13 protein-coding genes are annotated in these 18,359 nt (G+C 54.3%); 6 read left to right on the top strand and 7 right to left on the bottom strand.

Annotated elements, in window-relative coordinates:
• Positions 1-242 precede the first annotated feature (242 nt).
• The 3 genes from mutS to AAG834_RS12110 all read right to left on the bottom strand — a co-directional run bounded on the left by mutS (position 243) and on the right by AAG834_RS12110 (position 5,504).
• A complete protein-coding gene (gene mutS, locus AAG834_RS12120; RefSeq protein ID WP_342032273.1) occupies positions 243-2,873 on the bottom strand; it encodes a DNA mismatch repair protein MutS in 2,631 nt (876 codons plus the stop codon).
• Between the two features lie 159 nt (positions 2,874-3,032).
• Positions 3,033-3,977 carry a DUF4424 family protein gene (locus AAG834_RS12115; protein WP_342032272.1) on the bottom strand — a complete coding sequence of 315 codons (945 nt, stop codon included), beginning with the start codon at positions 3,975-3,977 and terminating at the stop codon, positions 3,033-3,035.
• 69 nt (positions 3,978-4,046) lie between these two features.
• Entirely contained in the window at positions 4,047-5,504 is a 1,458-nt protein-coding gene (locus tag AAG834_RS12110) for an oligopeptide:H+ symporter (protein WP_342032271.1), read from the bottom strand.
• Between the two features lie 351 nt (positions 5,505-5,855).
• Here AAG834_RS12110 and AAG834_RS12105 point away from each other — a divergent pair, with 351 nt between their 5' ends.
• The 5 genes from AAG834_RS12105 (at position 5,856) to AAG834_RS12085 (ending at position 11,683) form a co-directional block, all read left to right on the top strand.
• Positions 5,856-6,341: a GNAT family N-acetyltransferase gene (locus AAG834_RS12105; protein WP_342032270.1), complete on the top strand. Its 486-nt coding sequence runs from the start codon at positions 5,856-5,858 to the stop codon at positions 6,339-6,341.
• Positions 6,342-6,571: 230 nt separating this feature from the next.
• Complete coding sequence (locus AAG834_RS12100; protein ID WP_342032269.1) at positions 6,572-7,939, top strand: M16 family metallopeptidase; 1,368 nt, start codon at positions 6,572-6,574, stop codon at positions 7,937-7,939.
• A gap of 157 nt (positions 7,940-8,096) precedes the next feature.
• Positions 8,097-9,395: a M16 family metallopeptidase gene (locus AAG834_RS12095; RefSeq protein ID WP_342032268.1), complete on the top strand. Its 1,299-nt coding sequence runs from the start codon at positions 8,097-8,099 to the stop codon at positions 9,393-9,395.
• A 317-nt stretch (positions 9,396-9,712) separates the two neighbouring features.
• On the top strand, positions 9,713-10,966 hold the full coding sequence (gene murA, locus AAG834_RS12090) for a UDP-N-acetylglucosamine 1-carboxyvinyltransferase (RefSeq protein ID WP_342032267.1): 1,254 nt from the start codon (positions 9,713-9,715) through the stop codon (positions 10,964-10,966).
• Between the two features lie 99 nt (positions 10,967-11,065).
• Complete coding sequence (locus AAG834_RS12085; protein WP_342032266.1) at positions 11,066-11,683, top strand: tellurite resistance TerB family protein; 618 nt, start codon at positions 11,066-11,068, stop codon at positions 11,681-11,683.
• Between the two features lie 83 nt (positions 11,684-11,766).
• On the opposite strand, the gene AAG834_RS12080 is transcribed toward AAG834_RS12085, so the two are convergent.
• The 3 genes from AAG834_RS12080 to AAG834_RS12070 form a co-directional block, all read right to left on the bottom strand.
• Positions 11,767-11,910 (bottom strand): hypothetical protein, encoded by a 144-nt coding sequence (locus AAG834_RS12080; RefSeq protein ID WP_342032265.1) that lies wholly within the window; start codon positions 11,908-11,910, stop codon positions 11,767-11,769.
• 165 nt (positions 11,911-12,075) lie between these two features.
• Positions 12,076-12,972, bottom strand: a complete 897-nt coding sequence (locus AAG834_RS12075) for an IS3 family transposase (protein ID WP_342032264.1) — start codon at positions 12,970-12,972, stop codon at positions 12,076-12,078.
• On the bottom strand, positions 12,876-13,226 hold the full coding sequence (locus tag AAG834_RS12070) for a helix-turn-helix domain-containing protein (protein WP_342032263.1): 351 nt from the start codon (positions 13,224-13,226) through the stop codon (positions 12,876-12,878). The genes AAG834_RS12075 and AAG834_RS12070 overlap by 97 nt, the downstream gene beginning before the upstream one ends.
• A gap of 1,538 nt (positions 13,227-14,764) precedes the next feature.
• Between AAG834_RS12070 and rmuC the strand changes: the two genes are divergently transcribed.
• A complete protein-coding gene (gene rmuC, locus AAG834_RS12065) occupies positions 14,765-16,276 on the top strand; it encodes a DNA recombination protein RmuC (protein ID WP_342032262.1) in 1,512 nt (503 codons plus the stop codon).
• 270 nt (positions 16,277-16,546) lie between these two features.
• Here rmuC and msrAB read toward each other — a convergent pair whose 3' ends face one another.
• Positions 16,547-18,115, bottom strand: a complete 1,569-nt coding sequence (gene msrAB / locus AAG834_RS12060; RefSeq protein WP_342032261.1) for a bifunctional peptide-methionine (S)-S-oxide reductase MsrA/peptide-methionine (R)-S-oxide reductase MsrB — start codon at positions 18,113-18,115, stop codon at positions 16,547-16,549.
• Positions 18,116-18,359: the final 244 nt, after the last annotated feature.

Below are 18,359 nucleotides of genomic sequence, written 5' to 3'. Positions count from 1 at the left end.
GCGGTTTGGCTGATGTTTTTGCATTGTTCGTAATAGTTTAAAGCTTTGTTTCTTAAGTCCGCAGAGTATGCCATGGTTAGACCTTAAAAGTTGAGTATTGTACTATTTTATTTTTAATTGACTATATGCAATGAAAGCTGGCTTGGGATAACTCAAGTAGCGTGGGCTTTGTCTGTGAACTTGCCGTTAAAAAGGTCGTCTGAAATTTTTCAGACGACCTTGTTTTATATAAACCAACGCGTTTATTCCCCGCCTTCAACACCTTCAACAATCTGTTTGAGGAGGTACAGTGCGTCTAGGGCTTCGCGGGGGGTGAGGTCGTCGGGGCGGAGTTGGTTTAGGGCTTCGGCGAGTGCGTGGTGGGCGGGGTGGGTTTCTTGGCTTGCGGCAGTTTGGGATTCGTCCGCTGTTTCGTCTTGGCTAAATCCGCTGTATTCGTTTTCAGACGACAGGGTGCTGAAGATGTCCAACTGCGGACGGACGGCGGCGGCTTGGGCTTCGAGTTCGTCCAGATGTTTTTGGGCGGCTTTGAGGGCGCGGTTGGGCAGGCCGGCGAGTTTGGCGACGGCGATGCCGTAGCTTTTGCTGGCGGGGCCGGGTTCGATGTGGTGGAGGAAGACGATGTCTTGTCCTTGTTCGAGTGCGGAGAGGTGCATGTTGACTGCCGTTGCGTGGGCTTCGGGCAGTTTGGTCAGTTCGAAATAGTGGGTGGCGAAGAGGCTGAAGGATTTGTTTTTTTGCAGCAGGTGTTCGGCGATGGCGTGCGCAAGGGCGAGGCCGTCGAAGGTGGAGGTGCCGCGTCCGACTTCGTCCATGAGGACGAGGGATTGGTCGGTGGCGTGGTGGAGGATGTAGGCGGTTTCGCTCATTTCGACCATGAAGGTGGAGCGGTTGGAGGCGAGGTCGTCGGAGGCGCCGATGCGGGTGAAGATTTGGTCGATGGGTCCGATTTGGGCGGCATCGGCGGGGACGAAGCTGCCGGTGTGCGCCATGAGGACGATGTGGGCGACTTGGCGCATGTAGGTGGATTTGCCGCCCATGTTGGGGCCGGTCAGGAGCATGAGGCGGTGTTTGTGGTCGAGGCGGGTGTGGTTGGCGGTGAAGTGGCGCACTTGTTGCTCGACGACGGGATGGCGGCCGTTTTCGATATGGATGACGGGGTAGTCGGCGAACTCTGGACAGACGAAGCCGCGTTCGGCGGCGGTGGCGGCGAAGGTGGAGAGTACGTCCAGCGCAGCGGCGGCTTTGGCGGCTTTTTGAAGCTGGGGAAGGATCGTCTGAATGTCTTTGAGGAGGGCTTCAAACAGGCGTTTTTCCAATGCCAATGCCTGCTCTTGCGCGGTCAGGACTTTGTCTTCGAAGGTTTTGAGTTCGGGGGTGATGAAGCGTTCGGCGTTTTTGAGGGTCTGGCGGCGTTGGTAGTCGGCGGGGGCTTGTTCGGCTTGAACTTTGGATAGCTCGATGTAGAAGCCGTGGACGCGGTTGAACTCGACTTTGAGGGTGGAGAGGCCGGTGCGTTCGCGTTCGCGCGCTTCGAGGTCGAGCAGGAATTCGTCGCCGTGGTTTTGGATGTGGCGCAACTCGTCGAGTTCTGCCGAATAGCCTTGGTTGATGACGCCGCCGTCTTTAAGCCAGACGGCGGGTTCGGGCATCACGGCGGCTTTAAGGGTTTCGGCGACAGGCAGGGTTTCGGGGAAAACGGCTTTGAGGGTTTCTAAGAGACTGCTGCCCTCGGCGGACAGTTCGATTTCGGACAGGGCAAACAGGCTGTCGCGCAGGGCGGCGAGGTCGCGCGGGCGGGCGTTGCCGACGGCGATGCGAGCGGCGATGCGTTCGATGTCCGCGATGTTTTTCAGACGGCCTTGCAGGGTTTCGTATTGCGAACCCAGCGCGGCAACGGCTTCTTGGCGGGCGCGGATGTGGGCGCGGCTGCGTAAGGGGTGGTGCAGCCAGAGTGCCAAGAGGCGGCTGCCCATGTGGGTGGCGCAGCCGTCGAGTATGGAAAACAGGGTCGGCGATTTTTTGCCGGAGAGGGTTTGCGTGATTTCGAGATTGCGGCGTGTGGCGGCGTCCATGCCGATATATTGGCTGTCGGTTTCGAGCGAAATGCCGTCTAAGTGTTGCGGCATCAGGTTTTGCGTCAGGCGGATGTAGTTCAACAGCGCGCCCGCCGCGCCGACGGCGGCTTCGTGTTCTTTGCCGTCCAAACCGAAGCCGTGCAGGTCTTGGCAGCCGAAGTATTCGGTCAACAACTTTGCGCCCGCGTCGGCGGCAAACTGCCATGAGTTCAGGCGAGTGATGTTGGCAGAGGTCGTCTGAAAACCATTAGGCAGGCTTTTGCCTTCGGGCAACAGGATTTCCGCCGCCTGCAAACGCGCCAGCTCGTCGGCAAGTTTGTCCGCCGTCGTCAGCTTGGTTTTGAATTCGCCGCTTTGCAAAGATGCCCACGCGATGGCGATGTGTTTTTTATCCGCGTTCACCGCCGCGATGCGGTTGGTTTCCTTGTCTTCCAAAAATGCCGCGTCGGTCAGCGTGCCGGGCGTAACGATGCGCACGACTTTGCGCTCCACCGGCCCTTTGCCCGCGCCGACTTCGCCCACCTGCTCGCACACCGCCACGCTTTTGCCCATCTTCACCAGCCGCGCCAGATACTGCTCCGCCGCGTGAAACGGCACGCCCGCCATCTTAATCGGCACGCTGTCCATCTGCCCGCGCGTGGTCAGGGTGATGTCCAACAGCTTCGCCGCTTCCACCGCGTCATCCAAAAACAGCTCGTAAAAATCGCCCATGCGGTAAAACACCAGCTTGTCGGCGTGCTGCGATTTGATGGCGAGATACTGCTGCATCATCGGGGAAACGGCGGATTTGCTCATGGGAATGCCTTGCAAAACGGAAAAGCCTTATTGTAGCAAAAGGTCGTCTGAAACCCTAAAACAAGGTTTCAGACGACCTTTTATAGTGGATTAACTTTAAACCGGTACGGCGTTGCCTCGCCTTGTCCTGATTTAGTTAATCCACTATATGTATGCCGCTTAGGGTTTTTCGTAAACGAAAATAATGTCCAAGTCTTTTTTCGGCAGGAAATTTTCTTTGACTGCTTGGAAGCGGTTCGGCCCGACTTTGCGCAGGGATTTGTCCCAGCAGAGCGACAGCACGGTATTGGGCTCGCGGTCTATGGTCAGGGTGAATTTACCGATGGGTTTTGCCCAGTTGGCACCTGTGGTCAGGATATAGCCCAAATGGTGATAGACCTTTTCTTCTTTCACATTTTTAAAGTTGTTGAGGAAGTTTTCATCCATGCAGTAAGCGTCTATAAATGCTTTGCTGTCTTTGGCTTTCAGCGAAGGCAGGAAGCTGCCGCCGACCAGCGGGGTATATTGGTGTTTAATTTCGGTGACGCTGCCGGCTTTGAAGGTTTGCTTCCAGCTGTAAATAATCTGCGACGACCAATAGGACAGTTCATCCGGCTGCTTGGGCAGCATGGATTGGACTTTGGCGGAGCGGCAGGCTCTGATTTTGCTGCCGATTTTTTCACCGTCTTGCTTTTGCGTCCAAGGGTGCATCAGTTCCTGATCGGTCAAACCGCATTTTTTCAAGTCGGCGGTCACGTCCACCAGCGAGCCATTACTCCGTTCAAAATAGGCACGGACGTGGGCTTGCGGGCGGACAGGTTTGCCGTCGGCGTAAATTCGGAAGCTGTCAACCAAGCCTTTGGTGTCGGCAAAGTCGGAATCGGTGAAAGCAGGGACAATCGGCAAAGGGAAAAGGACGGTTTCGGTAAGGTCTTGTGAGGAGGTGTTTTTAAACTGGTAATGTACGCGGATTTGTTTTTCGCTGATGTACAAATCTTCGCTCTGCATATCGATATGCGGATTTTTCAGATATTTGATGCCGCTTGTGCTGACTGTACCCATGCTGTCGTTGGCATGGGCTGCTCCGGCAAGCAGGAGGAGCATTAGGAAGGTATTGGGTTTCATGGGTTCAAAGTCCTTAAAAATAGGTCGTCTGAAACGGCATTTCAGACGACCTTCTTAACGAATCAGTATTTAATCCGCGCCTTTGAGCATTTTATTCAAAATAGGTACGAGTAGCAATAATACCAAACCGGTGATTACGCCTATGCCGCAAAGCATCCAGTAGAAATCCAGCGGGGCTTTCTTATCGAATCCTTCTTTGAACAACACGCCGCCCAAAGTGAAGCCCAACGAAAAGCCCAAGAAGTTGAGCGCGACCATTTGGGTTTTGAACATGGGCGGGGCGATTTTGGTGGCGATAGAAAGTGCAATCGGCGAGATCATCAGTTCGCCTATGGTGATGGCGAGCAAGATCAGCGCGAACACAATAATCGGCATGGGTGTCTCTGATGAAATATACGGTACGAATCCAAGATAGGATATGCCGACAACAATCATCGCCAACACGAATTTAAACGGGGTTTTCGGCTGATATTTGCCCATTTTCGTCCAAATCGCCGCCATCACGCCGGAGAAGAGGACGACCCACATACTTTGGATCGAGTCTTTCCATGCGACGGGGACAGTCCAGCCGAATAGGGTGCGGTCAACCGTTTTGTCAAAATACACCGTCGCCACGGTATAGACTTGGAACCAGACCGACCAAAACAGGCAGATGGTCAGAAACAGCGGGATATAGGCAATGATGTGGCGTTTGTTTTCAGACGACACATGGCTGCTGCCGAGCAGACGCGCGAAATAGGCAATGACGGTAAGAATGACCGTGCCGAGCAGGAATTTGGAGAAGTTGTCCAAATTGAGCGCGCCCGAGGCAATCAGGCTGCCGATAACCAAGACAATCAACACGGCGACTGCCACCGCGGTTTTCACTTTTTCAGGACGCAGCGGATTGGGCGCAGGCGTATGCGGCAGAAGTTTGCGCCCCACAGAGTAACGCCACAGCCCGAAAGCCATACCGACTGCCGCCGCGCCGAAGCCGTAGTGGAAACCCATCTTCGTTTGCAGCAAGCCTGTCAGGAGCGGGCCTAAAAAGCCGCCGATGTTGATGGAGATATAGAAAATCGAAAAACCGGCATCGCGCAGCGGCTTCATGTGATCTGCTTCATAAAGCGAGCCGACCATTGAGCTTGCCGACGATTTCACGCCGCCGCTGCCCAGTGCGATGAGTACCAAGCCGCACAAGAGCCCGTACAGACCCGGTGCGATTGCCAAAACGATGTGTCCGAGCATGACCACGATGCCGGAAATAAACAGCGTTCTCTCCGCGCCCCAAATCCGGTCGGCAAGCCACGCGCCGAGTATTGTCGACAAATAAACGCTGCCGCCGTATGCGCCAACGATGCCGCCGGCGAGCGACTCGTTTATGCCCAAACCGCCTTTATTGGCAGCGTAATAGAGATAGATCATTAAGATACCCTGCATCCCGTAAAACGAGAAACGTTCCCACAATTCGATGTGGAACAGGGTAGAAAGCTGGATGGGATGCCCGAAGAAGGTTTTTTCCTTATGGGCGGAATGGTTGTCAGACATATTAAAGTTCTCCTGTTGGCAGAGGTTTGGCAGACGTACTGCCCCGGCGGAAACCTGCCCACCTCCACCGGCATTTTCAATATTTTTCTTAGAGTGGGTGCGTGCCTAAGGATTGCCTGCCGCACCCTGCGGGTTTGGCGGAAACGCCCGTATCCAAAGGTTTTATTCGGATTTACAGGAGTTTACGATGCCAAACATATTTTGGTTTTAGCCGAATCTGAAACACTTGTCAAACGGCATATGGCAAAGGTTTGAGGCCGAACAGGGAAACCGCATTTTGATTTAAGCGGGGGTCGTCTGAAACGTGTCGGCAGAAAGGGGGCATTTTCAGGCGGAAGGCGCGGGCGTATTATGCCTTTTATGAACATCACGCTTTTACGCCCCGAACACGTCGAACCGCTCGCCCGTGCGCTTTATCGGCAATGGCACGATTTTGCGCCGTGGTCGTCTATGGACAAAATCCGCGCCTATTACGCCGAATGCCTGAACGGTGAAAACTTGCCGCTGGCGTTTGCCGCCATCGGAAAGGGCGGCGCGCTGCTGGGTTCTGCCGCGCTCAAACGGCACGATATGGAAGAGTTTCCCCAATACGAATATTGGCTGGGCGATGTGTTCGTTTTGCCGGAACACAGGGGATCGGGCGTGGGCAGTCTGTTGATTGAACACTGCCTCGCCGCCGCCCGCCAAATGCGCCTGCCAAAGCTTTACCTTTACACGCCTGACGTACAGTCGGTTTACGAGAAATACGGCTGGTGTGAAATCGCGACCTGTCTGCACAACGGCGAGACGGTGTCGGTGATGGAATTGGTATTGGAGGGAAACGACCAATCCGGTTGAATTTCACCCCCATCTTGTGACGCAGGGGTCGTCTGAAACCCAATCTTTGATTTTCAGACGACCTTTTTGTTTACGCGTATGGGAACTGTTTATCATTGCAACGTTCTATAAAAGGATTGACTTCAAAGCGATACGGCGTTGCCGCGTCTTGTCTGATTTGAAGTTTCTCCGGCATATTTTGCACTCAAGCAGAGACTGCTCTGCGCCAGACCGACTGAGAGGAATCCAGATTGAACAGCTTACGCCATCTTGCCCTGATATTTGCTTTGTCCGCGCCCGTACTCACACTGGCGCAGACTGTGTCGCAAACCTTGCCCAACGGGTTGAAGATTATTGTGAAAGAAGACCGCCGCGCGCCGGTTGCCGTGTCGCAGCTTTGGTATAAAGTCGGCAGCGTGGACGAAAAACTGGGTAAAAGCGGTTTGAGCCACGCCTTGGAACACATGATGTTTAAAGGCACGCAGGCAGTACCATCAGGCGAATTCAGCCGCCGCGTCGCCGCTTTGGGCGGACAGAACAATGCCTATACCAACCGCAGCGAGACGGTTTATTACGAGAATGTCGCGGCGGAAAACCTGCCCGAAGTGTTGAAGCTCGAAGCCGACCGCATGCACAACCTCAATTTCAGCGATGAAGAATTTCTCAATGAAATGAACGTTATCCGCGAAGAACGCCGCCAACGCACGGAAGATACGGCGGACGGCAAGCTGTGGGAACAAGTGTATCTGAACAGCTTTACGCTGCCTTCGATGAAAGCCGCGGTCATCGGTTATATGAATGATTTACACACGCTCAAAGCCGATGACCTGCGCGACTGGTATCAGCAATATTACGCGCCGAACAACGCCGTTTTGGTGATTGTCGGCGATGTCGATGCCAAGAAAACACTGAAAACGGCGGCGGATTTGTTCGGCAGCATTCCCGCCAAACAGCAGCCCGACCGCAATATGCTGACCGGCGAGCCGTTCAAACGCGATCCTGTGAATTTTCAGACGACCTCGATGGTGACGCGCCAGCCTTTGGTCACCTTGAACTACCGCGTTCCCGGACTGGAAAGTCTGGACGACAAACTGCCTTATGCGCTGGATGTCTTGTCGGAAATCTTGTCGGGCAACTCGTCCAGCCGTTTGGATAAAAACCTGATACGCGGCAAACAGATGGCTTTGAGTGCGGGCGCGAATTACGATTTGATCAGCCGTGAAATGCCGTTGTTCAGCATTTTCGCCATGCCGACCGACGACTTTGAAGTCGATGCCGTCATCGCCGAATTGCGCCGCGAATTGAAAGACATCGCCGAAAACGGCGTCAGCGACGAAGAGCTGAACCGCATCAAAGCGCAGTCGGAAGCGTCTGAAATCTACGAGCGCGATTCTATGGAAGCGCAAGCCTCGATGTTCGGACGGCTGGAAGCACGCGGCTTCCAATACAGCGACGAAGCGGAAATCCGCCGCCGCCTAAAAGCGGTCAGCGTCGAAGATGTGCAGGCAGCCGCGCAGCTGCTGACGGACGACCGTTTGGCGACCGTGGTCGTGATGCCCGACCCGAAAATCCTGTACCACCCGATTGTTCAGGCGGCAAACAAGCCTCAACCTAAATAAACCGACCAAAGGAGTCGTCTGAAACCGCTTTTCCCGTTTTCAGACGACCTCCGAACCGACCCCGCCCGAAGTGGCGAATGACTCGGAACGCGGCGGAATACGGCACCAAACCGCCCTTCCGCCCCGACAACCCGGTTCAACCGCAAAGGAATATCCGATGAAATCCCTTCCCCTCATATTAGCCCTTGCCTTCTCCACCGCCGCACAGGCAGGCGTGGACATCCAACGCTGGACCACCGGCAACGGCACAGAAGTTCTGTTGGTCGAGCAACACGACAACCCCATCGTCGATATGCAGGTCAACTTCAAAGGCGCGGGCAGTGTGTTCAACCCCGAAGGCAAAAGCGAAGTAGCGGAATTTACCGCCGCCCTGCTGACCGACGGCACGGAAAAGCTGGACGAAGAAGCCTTTAATGCCGCCGCCGACGATATTGCCGCCCAAATCGGCAGCAGCAGCGGTCAAGAAAGCTCCGCCGCCGTCCTGCGCAGCCTGAGCCGCCCCGAAACGCTCAAAAAAGCCGCCGGACTGCTCAACCAATCCCTGACGCACCCCCGTTTTGACCCCGCCGTGTTCGACCGCCGTCAAAAAGAGGCGGTGACCGCCCTCCAGCAACAGGAAACCACCCCCGACTTCACCGCCGGACGCGCCCTGACCAAACTTGCCTATCCCGACCACCCATACGGCAGCGGCGCCAACATCACTGCGGAGAGCATCCGCAAAGTCAACCTTGACGACATCCGCGCGTTCCACCGCAGCCGTTACGGCAAAGACAACGCCATCGTCGCCATCGTCGGCGACATCAACCGCAAACAAGCCGACCAGCTTGTGAAAAACGTGTTGAACGGCCTGCCCGAACGCAGCAGCGCTGCTAAAAACGTCCCAGCGGTTCAACAACAGCCGGCACAACGCCGCGACATCCCGTTTGCCGGCGAACAGGCGCAAGTCTTGCTCGGTATGCCGCTGATCAAACGCCACGATCCCGACTATTACGCATTGGTGGCGGGCAACTACATCCTCGGCGGCGGCGGCTTCGACAGCCGTCTGATGAAAGTCTTGCGCGACCGTCACGGCTACACCTACGGCGTACACAGCACCCTCGAACCGGCGACCGAAGCAGGTATGTTCACCATCGGCTATTCCACTCAGAAGAAAAACACCAAAGATTCGCTCGTACAGGCTCAGGCGGTCATCAAACAATTCATCGAAGAAGGCCCGACCGAAGAAGAATTGGCACAAGCCAAAGCCAACATCATTGGCAGCTTCCCCCTGCGTTTCGATTCCAACGCCAAACTGGTGAAATACCTCAGCATCATCGGCCACCACAACCTGCCCAACGACTATCTCGAAGCCTACCCCAAAGCCATCGGCAAACTGACCGTCGAGCAAGTCAAAGACGCTTGGCAGCGCCGCGTCAAACCTGAAGATTTGCACATTGTCGTCGTCGGTGCCGAATAATGCCTTTGTCCATCCTTGTCCGACGGATACGGTCTGTCGGGCAAGGCTTGGGCTGTACCGCGGTTTCACTTCGCCACACGGCAAAAAGGTCGTCTGAAAGCGCAGTTTCAACGAAGTCCGAACAGACATCAGCGAAGCTACGCCCAACCTTTTTTCAGACGACCCTTCCGACCATTCATACCCCGTAAACGCCCTTCGGAAGAATTCTCCCCGCCCGCCCGCAAAAACCGTCAAAATCCCTTATAATTCCGAATCTAAACGAATCCCGTCCTGCCGGCAGCGCCGTCGGGACTTGTCTTAACAACGAAAGAAACACTGTGGACAAACTCAAAATCACCGCCAACGGCCCGCTCAACGGCGAAATCATCGTATCCGGCGCGAAAAACGCCGCCCTACCGCTGATGTGTGCCGGACTCTTGACCTCCGGCACCCTGCGCCTGAAAAACGTACCCATGCTCGCCGACGTCAAAACCACCCAAAAACTGCTGCAAGGCATGGGCGCACGCGTTTTGACCGACAACGTTCACGAATTCGAAATCAACGGCGGCACCGTCAACAACACCTGCGCCCCCTACGAACTGGTGAAAACCATGCGCGCCTCCATCCTCGTGCTCGGCCCGACGCTGGCGCGTTTCGGCGAAGCCCAAGTCAGCCTGCCCGGCGGCTGCGCCATCGGTTCGCGCCCCGTCGACCAGCACCTCAAAGGCCTCGAAACCATGGGGGCGGAAATCACCATCGAACACGGCTACGTCAAAGCCAAAGGTCGTCTGAAAGGCACGCGCGTCGTCATGGACGTCGTTACCGTCGGCGGCACGGAAAACCTGCTGATGGCGGCAACCCTCGCCGAAGGCACGACCATTTTGGAAAACTGCGCCATCGAACCCGAAGTTGTCGATTTGGCGGAATGCCTCGTCAAAATGGGCGCAAAAATCAGCGGCATCGGTACTTCCGCCATGACCGTCGAAGGCGTGAAAGAGTTGCACGGCTGCGAACACAGCGTCGTGCCTGACCGCATCGAAGCTGGCACCTTCCTTTGCGCCGTCGCCATGACCGGCGGCAAAGTCGTCCTGCGCAAAGCCGCCCCCAAAACCATGGAAGTCGTTTTGGACAAACTCGTCGAAGCCGGCGCCATCATCGAAGCGGGCGACGACTGGATTTCCATCGACATGCAGCAGCGTCCCAAAGCCGTGGACATCCGCACCGTCGTCCACCCCGGCTTCCCGACCGACATGCAGGCGCAGTTTATGGCGATGAACGCCGTTGCCGAAGGCGACAGCCGCGTCGTCGAAACCATCTTTGAAAACCGCTTCATGCACGTTCCCGAACTCAACCGCATGGGCGCGAACATCACCACCGAAGGCAACACCGCCTTCGTCAAAGGTGTGGAAAAACTCTCCGGCGCCGTCGTCATGGCAACCGACCTGCGTGCCTCCGCCAGCCTCGTCATGGCAGGCTTGGTCGCAGGCGGCGAAACCATCGTTGAACGCATCTACCACCTCGACCGCGGCTACGAACACATCGAGAAAAAACTCGGTCAAGTCGGCGCGAAAATCGAACGGGTACGCGGTTAAGAGCCTTGTGCGAACAGGTCGTCTGAAACACCCATCCCGATTTCAGACGACCCCGAGCATCCATTTCAGACCCAAACCGACCACCATGAGGGGACCATTATGAACTTCAACAACCTGCTCAATCAAATCTTGGGAACCGTTCAAAAAAGCGGCAAATCCGCATCCAAAAGCCCGCTCAATTCTTTTGGCGGCGGCGCTTTGGTCGGCGGACTGGCGTCCATGCTGATAAAGAAAAAAACCGCCAAATCGCTGGTCAAAGTCGGCTCCGTGGCGGCTTTGGGTTATCTGGCGTATCAGGGTTATCAAAATTGGCAGAAAAACCAACAACAGGAAGCCGTGCCGCAAGGCGCGTTTGAGCCTGCCGGACTGCTCGCCGAAGACCACAGCCGCGTGATTTTGCGCACCATGATTGCCGCAGCGGCTTCGGACGGTCTGATTGACGAAACCGAAAAACAAATCATCGCCCGTGAAAGCGGCGAAGACCCCGAAACCGCCGCATGGCTTGCCGCCGAATACAACAATCCGGCGACCGTAGAAGAACTCGCCGCCGCCGTCGGCACCGATCAGGCATTGGCAGCAGAAACCTATCTGGCGGCACGATTGGTCTGCGCAGACTTGTCGCGCAAAGAAATCGTCTTCCTCAGCCGCCTGTCGCAAGCCTTGGGACTGGACGACAATCTGGTGGAAAGCTTGGAAAAACAGCTGGAATTGGCATAAGGCATTGCTATAAAAACCGACCATCCGCTGCAAAACGGACGGTCGGTTTTTTATCCGGTTCAACCTTTGCTTGAACACCCGATTCAATGCAAAGAGGTCGTCTGAAAATCCGTTTCCATGTTTTCAGACGACCTCTTCGACATGACGGACAAGCTTGTCTTTTCTTCCGCCCGATAGCAAAAGCATGGAAAGAAGCGGCTTTCGGGCGTGGGGCATAAAGTCCACAAAACCGTGCTTTCCTGATGGATAACAAGGGAAGCGAATTTTCCGATACGGCGGCTGCACGATGCGCCGTTTTAAGATGTAACCTTATCGCGCAAACCAGCCCAATCAAAAAAGGTCGTCTGAACTTTGAACTGGCCCCCAAATCTTGGACACTCATAAAAGCCTATTCAGGCGCTCTGTGCAAGCTGGGTTCTGTATGCGACAGGACTCAGCTTTTTCAATTTCAAACTGCAACGTTCCCGGTTGTAGTAATCCATATAGTCATCTATCTGTTTCATCAATTCATCCACCGTCAATTCCCCTGCACGATAGAAACACTCTGTCTTCAACACCGCAAAGAAGCTTTCCATCGGCGCATTGTCCCAACAATTCGCCTTACGCGACATGCTTTGAACCATGGAATGTTGGGCAAGCAATTCCCTATATCCCGCCGTACGGTACAGCACACCTTGGTCGGAATGCAGCATCGTTCCCTTATCAGTCAGACGGGGTGCAGCTTTTTCGAGCATTTCCTTCACCATTTCGCTGTTAGCATTGCGGCTCATGGCGTAGGCGACGATCTCGCGGTTGAACAGGTCCAATATCGGCGAGAGGTACAGTTTGCCGTCGCTCCCTTTGAGTTCGGTCACGTCGGTCAGCCATTTTTCGTTGGGCTTTCGGGCTTTGAACCGGCGTTTGAGGAGGTGTTCCGATATCTCGCCCATGGCGGGATGGCGGTAGGCTTTTTTCGCCCGTATTTTGGCTTTCAGCTCCAACTGCCTCATCAACCGCGCCGCTTTTTTGCGGTTCCAACCCAATGCTGCGGCAATGCGCCTTTGCCCGTAGCGTCCTTTATGCCGCCGGTAGGTTTCGACGAGGAGGGCTTTGTCGGCTTCGTCGGGGTCGGGTCGGTCTTGATGGTGGTAGTAAAAGCTGCTTTTGGGCAGGTTTGCGATGTGCAGCAGGTATTTGAGCGGGTGTTGCGCCCTCAGTGCTTGGACGGTTTGGCTTTGTTCTTTTCGGTCCGCTTTTGGCTGAGGGCTTTTAACTCCTTTAGGTAGGCGACCTCTGCGCGCATATAGCACAACTCTTCGATAAGCTCTGCCTGTGTTTTTTCGTGGTCGGGTTTGTCGGCGATGAAGGGGTTTTTGCGGTGTGGGGTCATGGTTTTGGATTGGGGATGTTCGAGTGCGCCGATGCCGCCTTCCTGATAGGCGCGTATCCATCGCCGCAGGCGGGTTCGGGAGATGCCGTAGTGATCTGCAGTACGCTGTTGGCTGCGTATGTGCAGGTAGTGGAGTACGGCTTGGTATTTAAAGTGTAATGTATATTTGGTCATAAAAAAACTGCACCTTGGTGGTTGGAGGGTATGTGTCCAACTTTTGGGGTGCAGTTCAACTTTCAGACGACCTTTGCTTTGACTTCCAAGAGTTTGGGAATTTAAAACAGCCCGAGCTTATTTTTTAATCGCGGTACGCATATTGTCGGCGATGTGGGTTGCGCCGGCGGCAAGACCGGACATACCGATCAGCGATGCGGCGGCGAGTTTGATCAATTCTTTCATTTTGAGTCTCTTTCTTGTGTTTGTGTTGCGGATGTTATCGTCGGGTCGGCTTATTATTTGCCGGCTTCGGCGATGTTTTTGGCGACGGTCGTCGCGCTGGCGGTCAGACCGGACATGCCAATCAGGGAGGCGGCTGCCAATTTGATTAAGTTTTTCATGGTAATCTCTCTTTCTTTTGTTCCCGCCGCCGAATTTGGCGGTCTGCGGTTCGCGCTTGTGTCGGCATCTGATGCCGGAATCGGTTGATAGCCGAAAGCCGCTCCGCCGTGGGCGGGAAGGGTTGTTTGTGGGGTTTGGGAAGCGTTTAAAATATTTCGTTTGTTTTCAAATTATTTTTTTGCAGCGGTTTCGATATTGCGGGCAACCATAGCGGCTGAAGCGGTAACGCCTGCCATACCGATTAAAGAAGCTGCGGCTAAGGTCAACAAATTTTTCATTTCGGGTAATCCTTTCTCATACTCATAAAATGTTATTTAATAACATCTGCATTTGCCGTCGGCGTGTCTGCCGTATCGACAGGAGTCATGATACCGCCTCAATCGCTAAATTATACATTTTTTAGTAAAGAAATAAGCGGTAAAAATGCCTTAATGTAATTATTTTGATAAATTATTTTTATTTTTGAAAATGACACCGATGTCTTGCGGAATGACACCGATGTCTTAGTTACAAGCCGATTACAAATTGTTTATTTTAGAATAGATGCTCTCGGATTTTCTGTTGCTAAATTACATCGTTTTAGATAGATTTTTAATTTTCCTCTTATTTTTCAATTAGATAAAAAACAACACTTTTCGCTTGGCTTTTTGGTTTTTAGTCTCAGGCTATAATCACCATTGCCATTTTTAAAATTATCTATCTATTTTCGGCAAAAACAGGTCGTCTGAAACCAAAATCTCTGCCCGACAAACCTGAATCCGCTGTTTTCTTGTGAAATCGCTCATTAAATAAATCTCTCATCCGACGTTGCGGCATTGTTCCGCTTTGTTTAAAGGGGGCGGTTTTTCCAAGCTGTCGGCGGTAAAAGCTCTTTTTGGGCGCAGCGAAACGTGTAAAACTTGTTTTCATGTTTTCAGACGACCTGTTTGTGTTTATGGATTAGCAGGGTCGTCTGAAAAGGCTTTCTGTTTCGGTACTTCTGTTCACGACCCAACAAAATTGGCTCTGTTCCACTGCTGCGCCCTGCATTCTGCGACCCGCTGCTCGGCATCGTTTATCAGTCATTCCACTCTATCCTATGCAAGCGCGCAGCGAGCTTGCTCTGCAAACATGCTATATTGCCGTTTTTGCTTTTTTCCGTTTTCAGACGACCTATGAATGTCCCGCTCCTTCTGACCGCCGCGCTTGCCTTTTTGTCCGGCGCGCTCATCACTTGGCTGCTCGCCCGCAACAAGGCGCAGACGCAGCAGTTTGCCCTGATGCAATCGCTTGCCGAGTGCCGCCAGAATCTTGAATTTGCCGAACAAAATCAGGCGCAAACCGCCGCCGAGCTTGCCGATGCGCGTTATCATGTCCAAGATTTGCAGGGCGAGTTGCAGGAATTGGGCAACCGCTTCGCCGCCGCCGAACGCCAAATCGGCTACCTCCAAGAGCGCGAACTGGAAGCAGGTCGTCTGAAACAAGATTACGCCGAGCTTCAGGAAAACGCGCACAACCTGCACGTCCGCAACGAACGCCTCCATATCCAGCTCGAACAGGAACGCCTCGCCGCCAATGAAAAACTCAAGCTGCTGACCGAAGCCCGTCAAAGCTTGGGCGACCAGTTCCAAAACCTTGCCAACACCATTTTGGAAGAGAAAAGCCGCCGCTTCACCGAGCAAAACCGCGACCATCTCAGCCAACTGCTCACTCCGCTCAACGAACGCATCCACGGTTTCAGCGAGCTGGTTCAGCAAACTTATGAAAAAGAAGCGCGCGAACGGCTGACCCTCGAAAACGAACTCAAACGCCTGCAAACCCTCAACACCCAACTGCACAGCGACGCCAAAGCCCTCACCGACGCGCTCACCGGCACGCAAAACAAAACGCAAGGCAACTGGGGCGAGATGATTTTAGAAAGCGTTTTGGAACATTCCGGCCTGCAAAAAGGGCGCGAATACACCGTCCAAGCCGCCGCTGTCCGCCAAGAAGAAGACGGCGCGCGCCGCCTCCAGCCCGACGTCCTCGTCAACCTGCCCGAAGGCAAACAAATCGTCATCGATTCCAAAGTCTCGCTGACCGCCTACGTCCGCTACACCCAAGCCGCCGACGCCGCAACCGCCGAGCGCGAACTCGCCGCCCACGTCGCCAGCATCCGCGCCCACATCCGCAGCCTGTCGCAAAAAGACTATACCGACCTCGAAGGCGTGCGCACGCTGGACTTCGTGTTTATGTTCATCCCCGTCGAACCCGCCTACCTGCTCGCCCTGCAACACGATGCCGCCCTGTTCCAAGAATGTTTCGACAAGCGCATCATGCCGGTCGGCCCGAGTACGCTGCTCGCCACCCTGCGCACCGTCGCCCACATCTGGCGCAACGAACAGCAAAACCAAAACGCCCTCGCCATCGCGGCAGAAGGCGGCAGGCTTTACGACAAATTCACCGGCTTCGTCCAAACGCTTGAGGGCGTCGGCAAAAACATCGACCAAGCGCAAAACCAGTTCCAACAAGCCTTCAAACAGCTCTCGCAAGGACGCGGCAACCTCGTCAGCCGCGCCGAAAAACTGCGTGCGCTGGGCGTGAAAACCACCAAACGCCTGCAACGCGATTTGGTGGAAACCGCCCAAGAATCCGCCTTGCAGGATACTTTGCAGGATAAAGGTTTGCAGGAAGGGGAAGAAGATTAAAGGCTGATTCGTCGTCGGGTTTCAGACGACGTGGATTCAAGACAAAAGGGCGCATGATGCGCCCTTTTATCGTTTCAAACCGTATTCGCCAGCCATCCGCGTTTCCGTCTGTCGGAGGAAGAAACAAGGTATCGCGGCGGTAAAAAGGTCGTCTGAAAACTGATTTTTGTTTTTCAGACGACCTTTTACCTTCGATAACCCGTTTCATCAAACCTGTTCCCACTTCATGGCAACAGCCGTTTTCAGACGACCTTTCGTGCTATCGCATCTTTATTTCACTTTGCTTTTCAACGCGCCGTAGCCTGCCGCATCCATTTGTTCCAGCGGGATGAATTTCAGGCTCGCGCCGTTGATGCAGTAGCGCAGGCCGCCCTTGTCTTGCGGGCCGTCGGCGAAGACGTGTCCCAAGTGAGAATCGGCAGCATGGCTGCGGACTTCGGTGCGGCGCATGTTGTAAGTGAAATCGTCGTGTTCGGTAACGGCGGCGGCGTTAATCGGGCGGGTGAAGCTCGGCCAGCCGCAGCCGGAATCGAATTTGTCGGCGGAACTGAACAGGGGTTCGCCACTGACGACGTCCACATAAATGCCAGGTTTGAACAGATGGTCGTATTCGTGGCTGAAGGCGTATTCGGTTGCGCTTTTTTGGGTCACTTGGTATTGCTCTTCGGTCAGGATGCGTTTGAGTTCGGCATCGCTGGGTTTTTTATACGTTGCCGCGTCGAAGCCTTTGCCTTGCGGGGCGGCTTTGATTTTGCCCGGCAGCGGTTCGTCGGCTTTGCGGATGTCGATGTGGCAGTAGCCGTTGGGGTTTTTAATCAGGTAGTCCTGATGGTATTCCTCGGCGTCGTAGAAGTTTTTCAGCGGCTCGTTTTCGACGACGAGGGGCTGTTTGTATTTTTGCTGCTCGCGTTTGAGGGCGGCGGCGATGACGGCTTTTTCGGCGGGGTCGGTGTAGTACACGCCGCTGCGGTATTGCGTGCCGGTGTCGTTGCCTTGTTTGTTGAGGCTGGTCGGGTCAACGACGCGGAAATAGTATTGCAGGATGTCATCGAGGCTGAGTTTGTCGGCATCGTAGGTGACTTTGACGGTCTCGGCATGACCCGTGTCGCGGTAGGACACGTCTTCGTAGCTCGGATTTTTCGTTTTGCCGTTGGCGTAGCCGGATACGGCGTCAACCACGCCGTCTATGCGTTGGAAATAGGCTTCCAAGCCCCAGAAGCAGCCGCCGGCGAGGTAGATGGTGCGCGTGTTCATGATTTTTGAATCCTTTTTCTGTGTGTCGGGTTTGTAGAACGCGTTTTTCAGACGACCTAAATCGGCATTCGGATCGCGGATTAACGCCAATGCCTGCGCTTCGTTGATGCTGCCTTTGACGATGCGCTGCACGTCGCCGTCTTTACCGATTAACGCCCACGAAGGGTAAACGCTGATGTTCAGGCTTTGGGCGATGGTGCCGCCGTTGTCGGTGACGACGGGCAGCTTGGGATAGTTCAAACCGGCATACCATTTCTGGAAGTCGCCGTCTTTTTTCTCGTGCAGAAAACCGGGGGACGCGACGGTAATCAGGTTAGCGGAGCTGAAGCGCTTGTCCTGCGCCCATTTTTCGGTCTGCCCCAGTTCGGACAGACACAAAGGGCACCAGCTCGCCCAAAATTTAATCAGGGTCGGTTTGTCTTTTTTCAAATAAACACTGGCGGGGCGGTTGTCCGCGGTTTTTAACGTGGACAAAGTGTGCGGCACGGTCGCGGCTTCGGCATCGGCGATTTTGGGCGAACAGGCACCCAGCGCAAACAGGCAGCCGAACTTGGCGCAAAGGGAAAAGAAAGTACGGGGTTTCATCTCTATGTTCCCTGTGTGGACGGTTTGTATGATTAGACGTTGGGGATGCCCAAACCTTACAGCCTTGCACATAGAAAAGCAAAAGGTCGTCTGAAAACAAACGCCCATATTATAGTTAATTAAAAATAAAATAGTACAATACTCAACTTTTAAGGTCTAACCATGGCATACTCTGCGGACTTAAGAAACAAAGCTTTAAACTATTACGAACAATGCAAAAACATCAGCCAAACCGCAGCGACGT

It is taken from the genome of Neisseria sp. Marseille-Q2251 (assembly GCF_940793045.1).
Lineage (GTDB): Bacteria > Pseudomonadota > Gammaproteobacteria > Burkholderiales > Neisseriaceae > Neisseria.
This window is presented reverse-complemented; position numbering and strand designations above follow the sequence as displayed.

Bases quoted from the DNA above. Each gene is read 5' to 3' on its own strand.
- mutS (WP_342032273.1), bottom strand. From the start codon at position 2,873: ATGAGCAAATCCGCCGTTTCCCCGATGATGCAGCAGTATCTCGCCATC.
- AAG834_RS12115 (WP_342032272.1), bottom strand. From the start codon at position 3,977: ATGAAACCCAATACCTTCCTAATGCTCCTCCTGCTTGCCGGAGCAGCC.
- AAG834_RS12110 (WP_342032271.1), bottom strand. From the start codon at position 5,504: ATGTCTGACAACCATTCCGCCCATAAGGAAAAAACCTTCTTCGGGCAT.
- AAG834_RS12105 (WP_342032270.1), top strand. From the start codon at position 5,856: ATGCCTTTTATGAACATCACGCTTTTACGCCCCGAACACGTCGAACCG.
- AAG834_RS12095 (WP_342032268.1), top strand. From the start codon at position 8,097: ATGAAATCCCTTCCCCTCATATTAGCCCTTGCCTTCTCCACCGCCGCA.
- AAG834_RS12085 (WP_342032266.1), top strand. From the start codon at position 11,066: ATGAACTTCAACAACCTGCTCAATCAAATCTTGGGAACCGTTCAAAAA.
- AAG834_RS12070 (WP_342032263.1), bottom strand. From the start codon at position 13,226: ATGACCAAATATACATTACACTTTAAATACCAAGCCGTACTCCACTAC.
- rmuC (WP_342032262.1), top strand. From the start codon at position 14,765: ATGAATGTCCCGCTCCTTCTGACCGCCGCGCTTGCCTTTTTGTCCGGC.
- msrAB (WP_342032261.1), bottom strand. From the start codon at position 18,115: ATGAAACCCCGTACTTTCTTTTCCCTTTGCGCCAAGTTCGGCTGCCTG.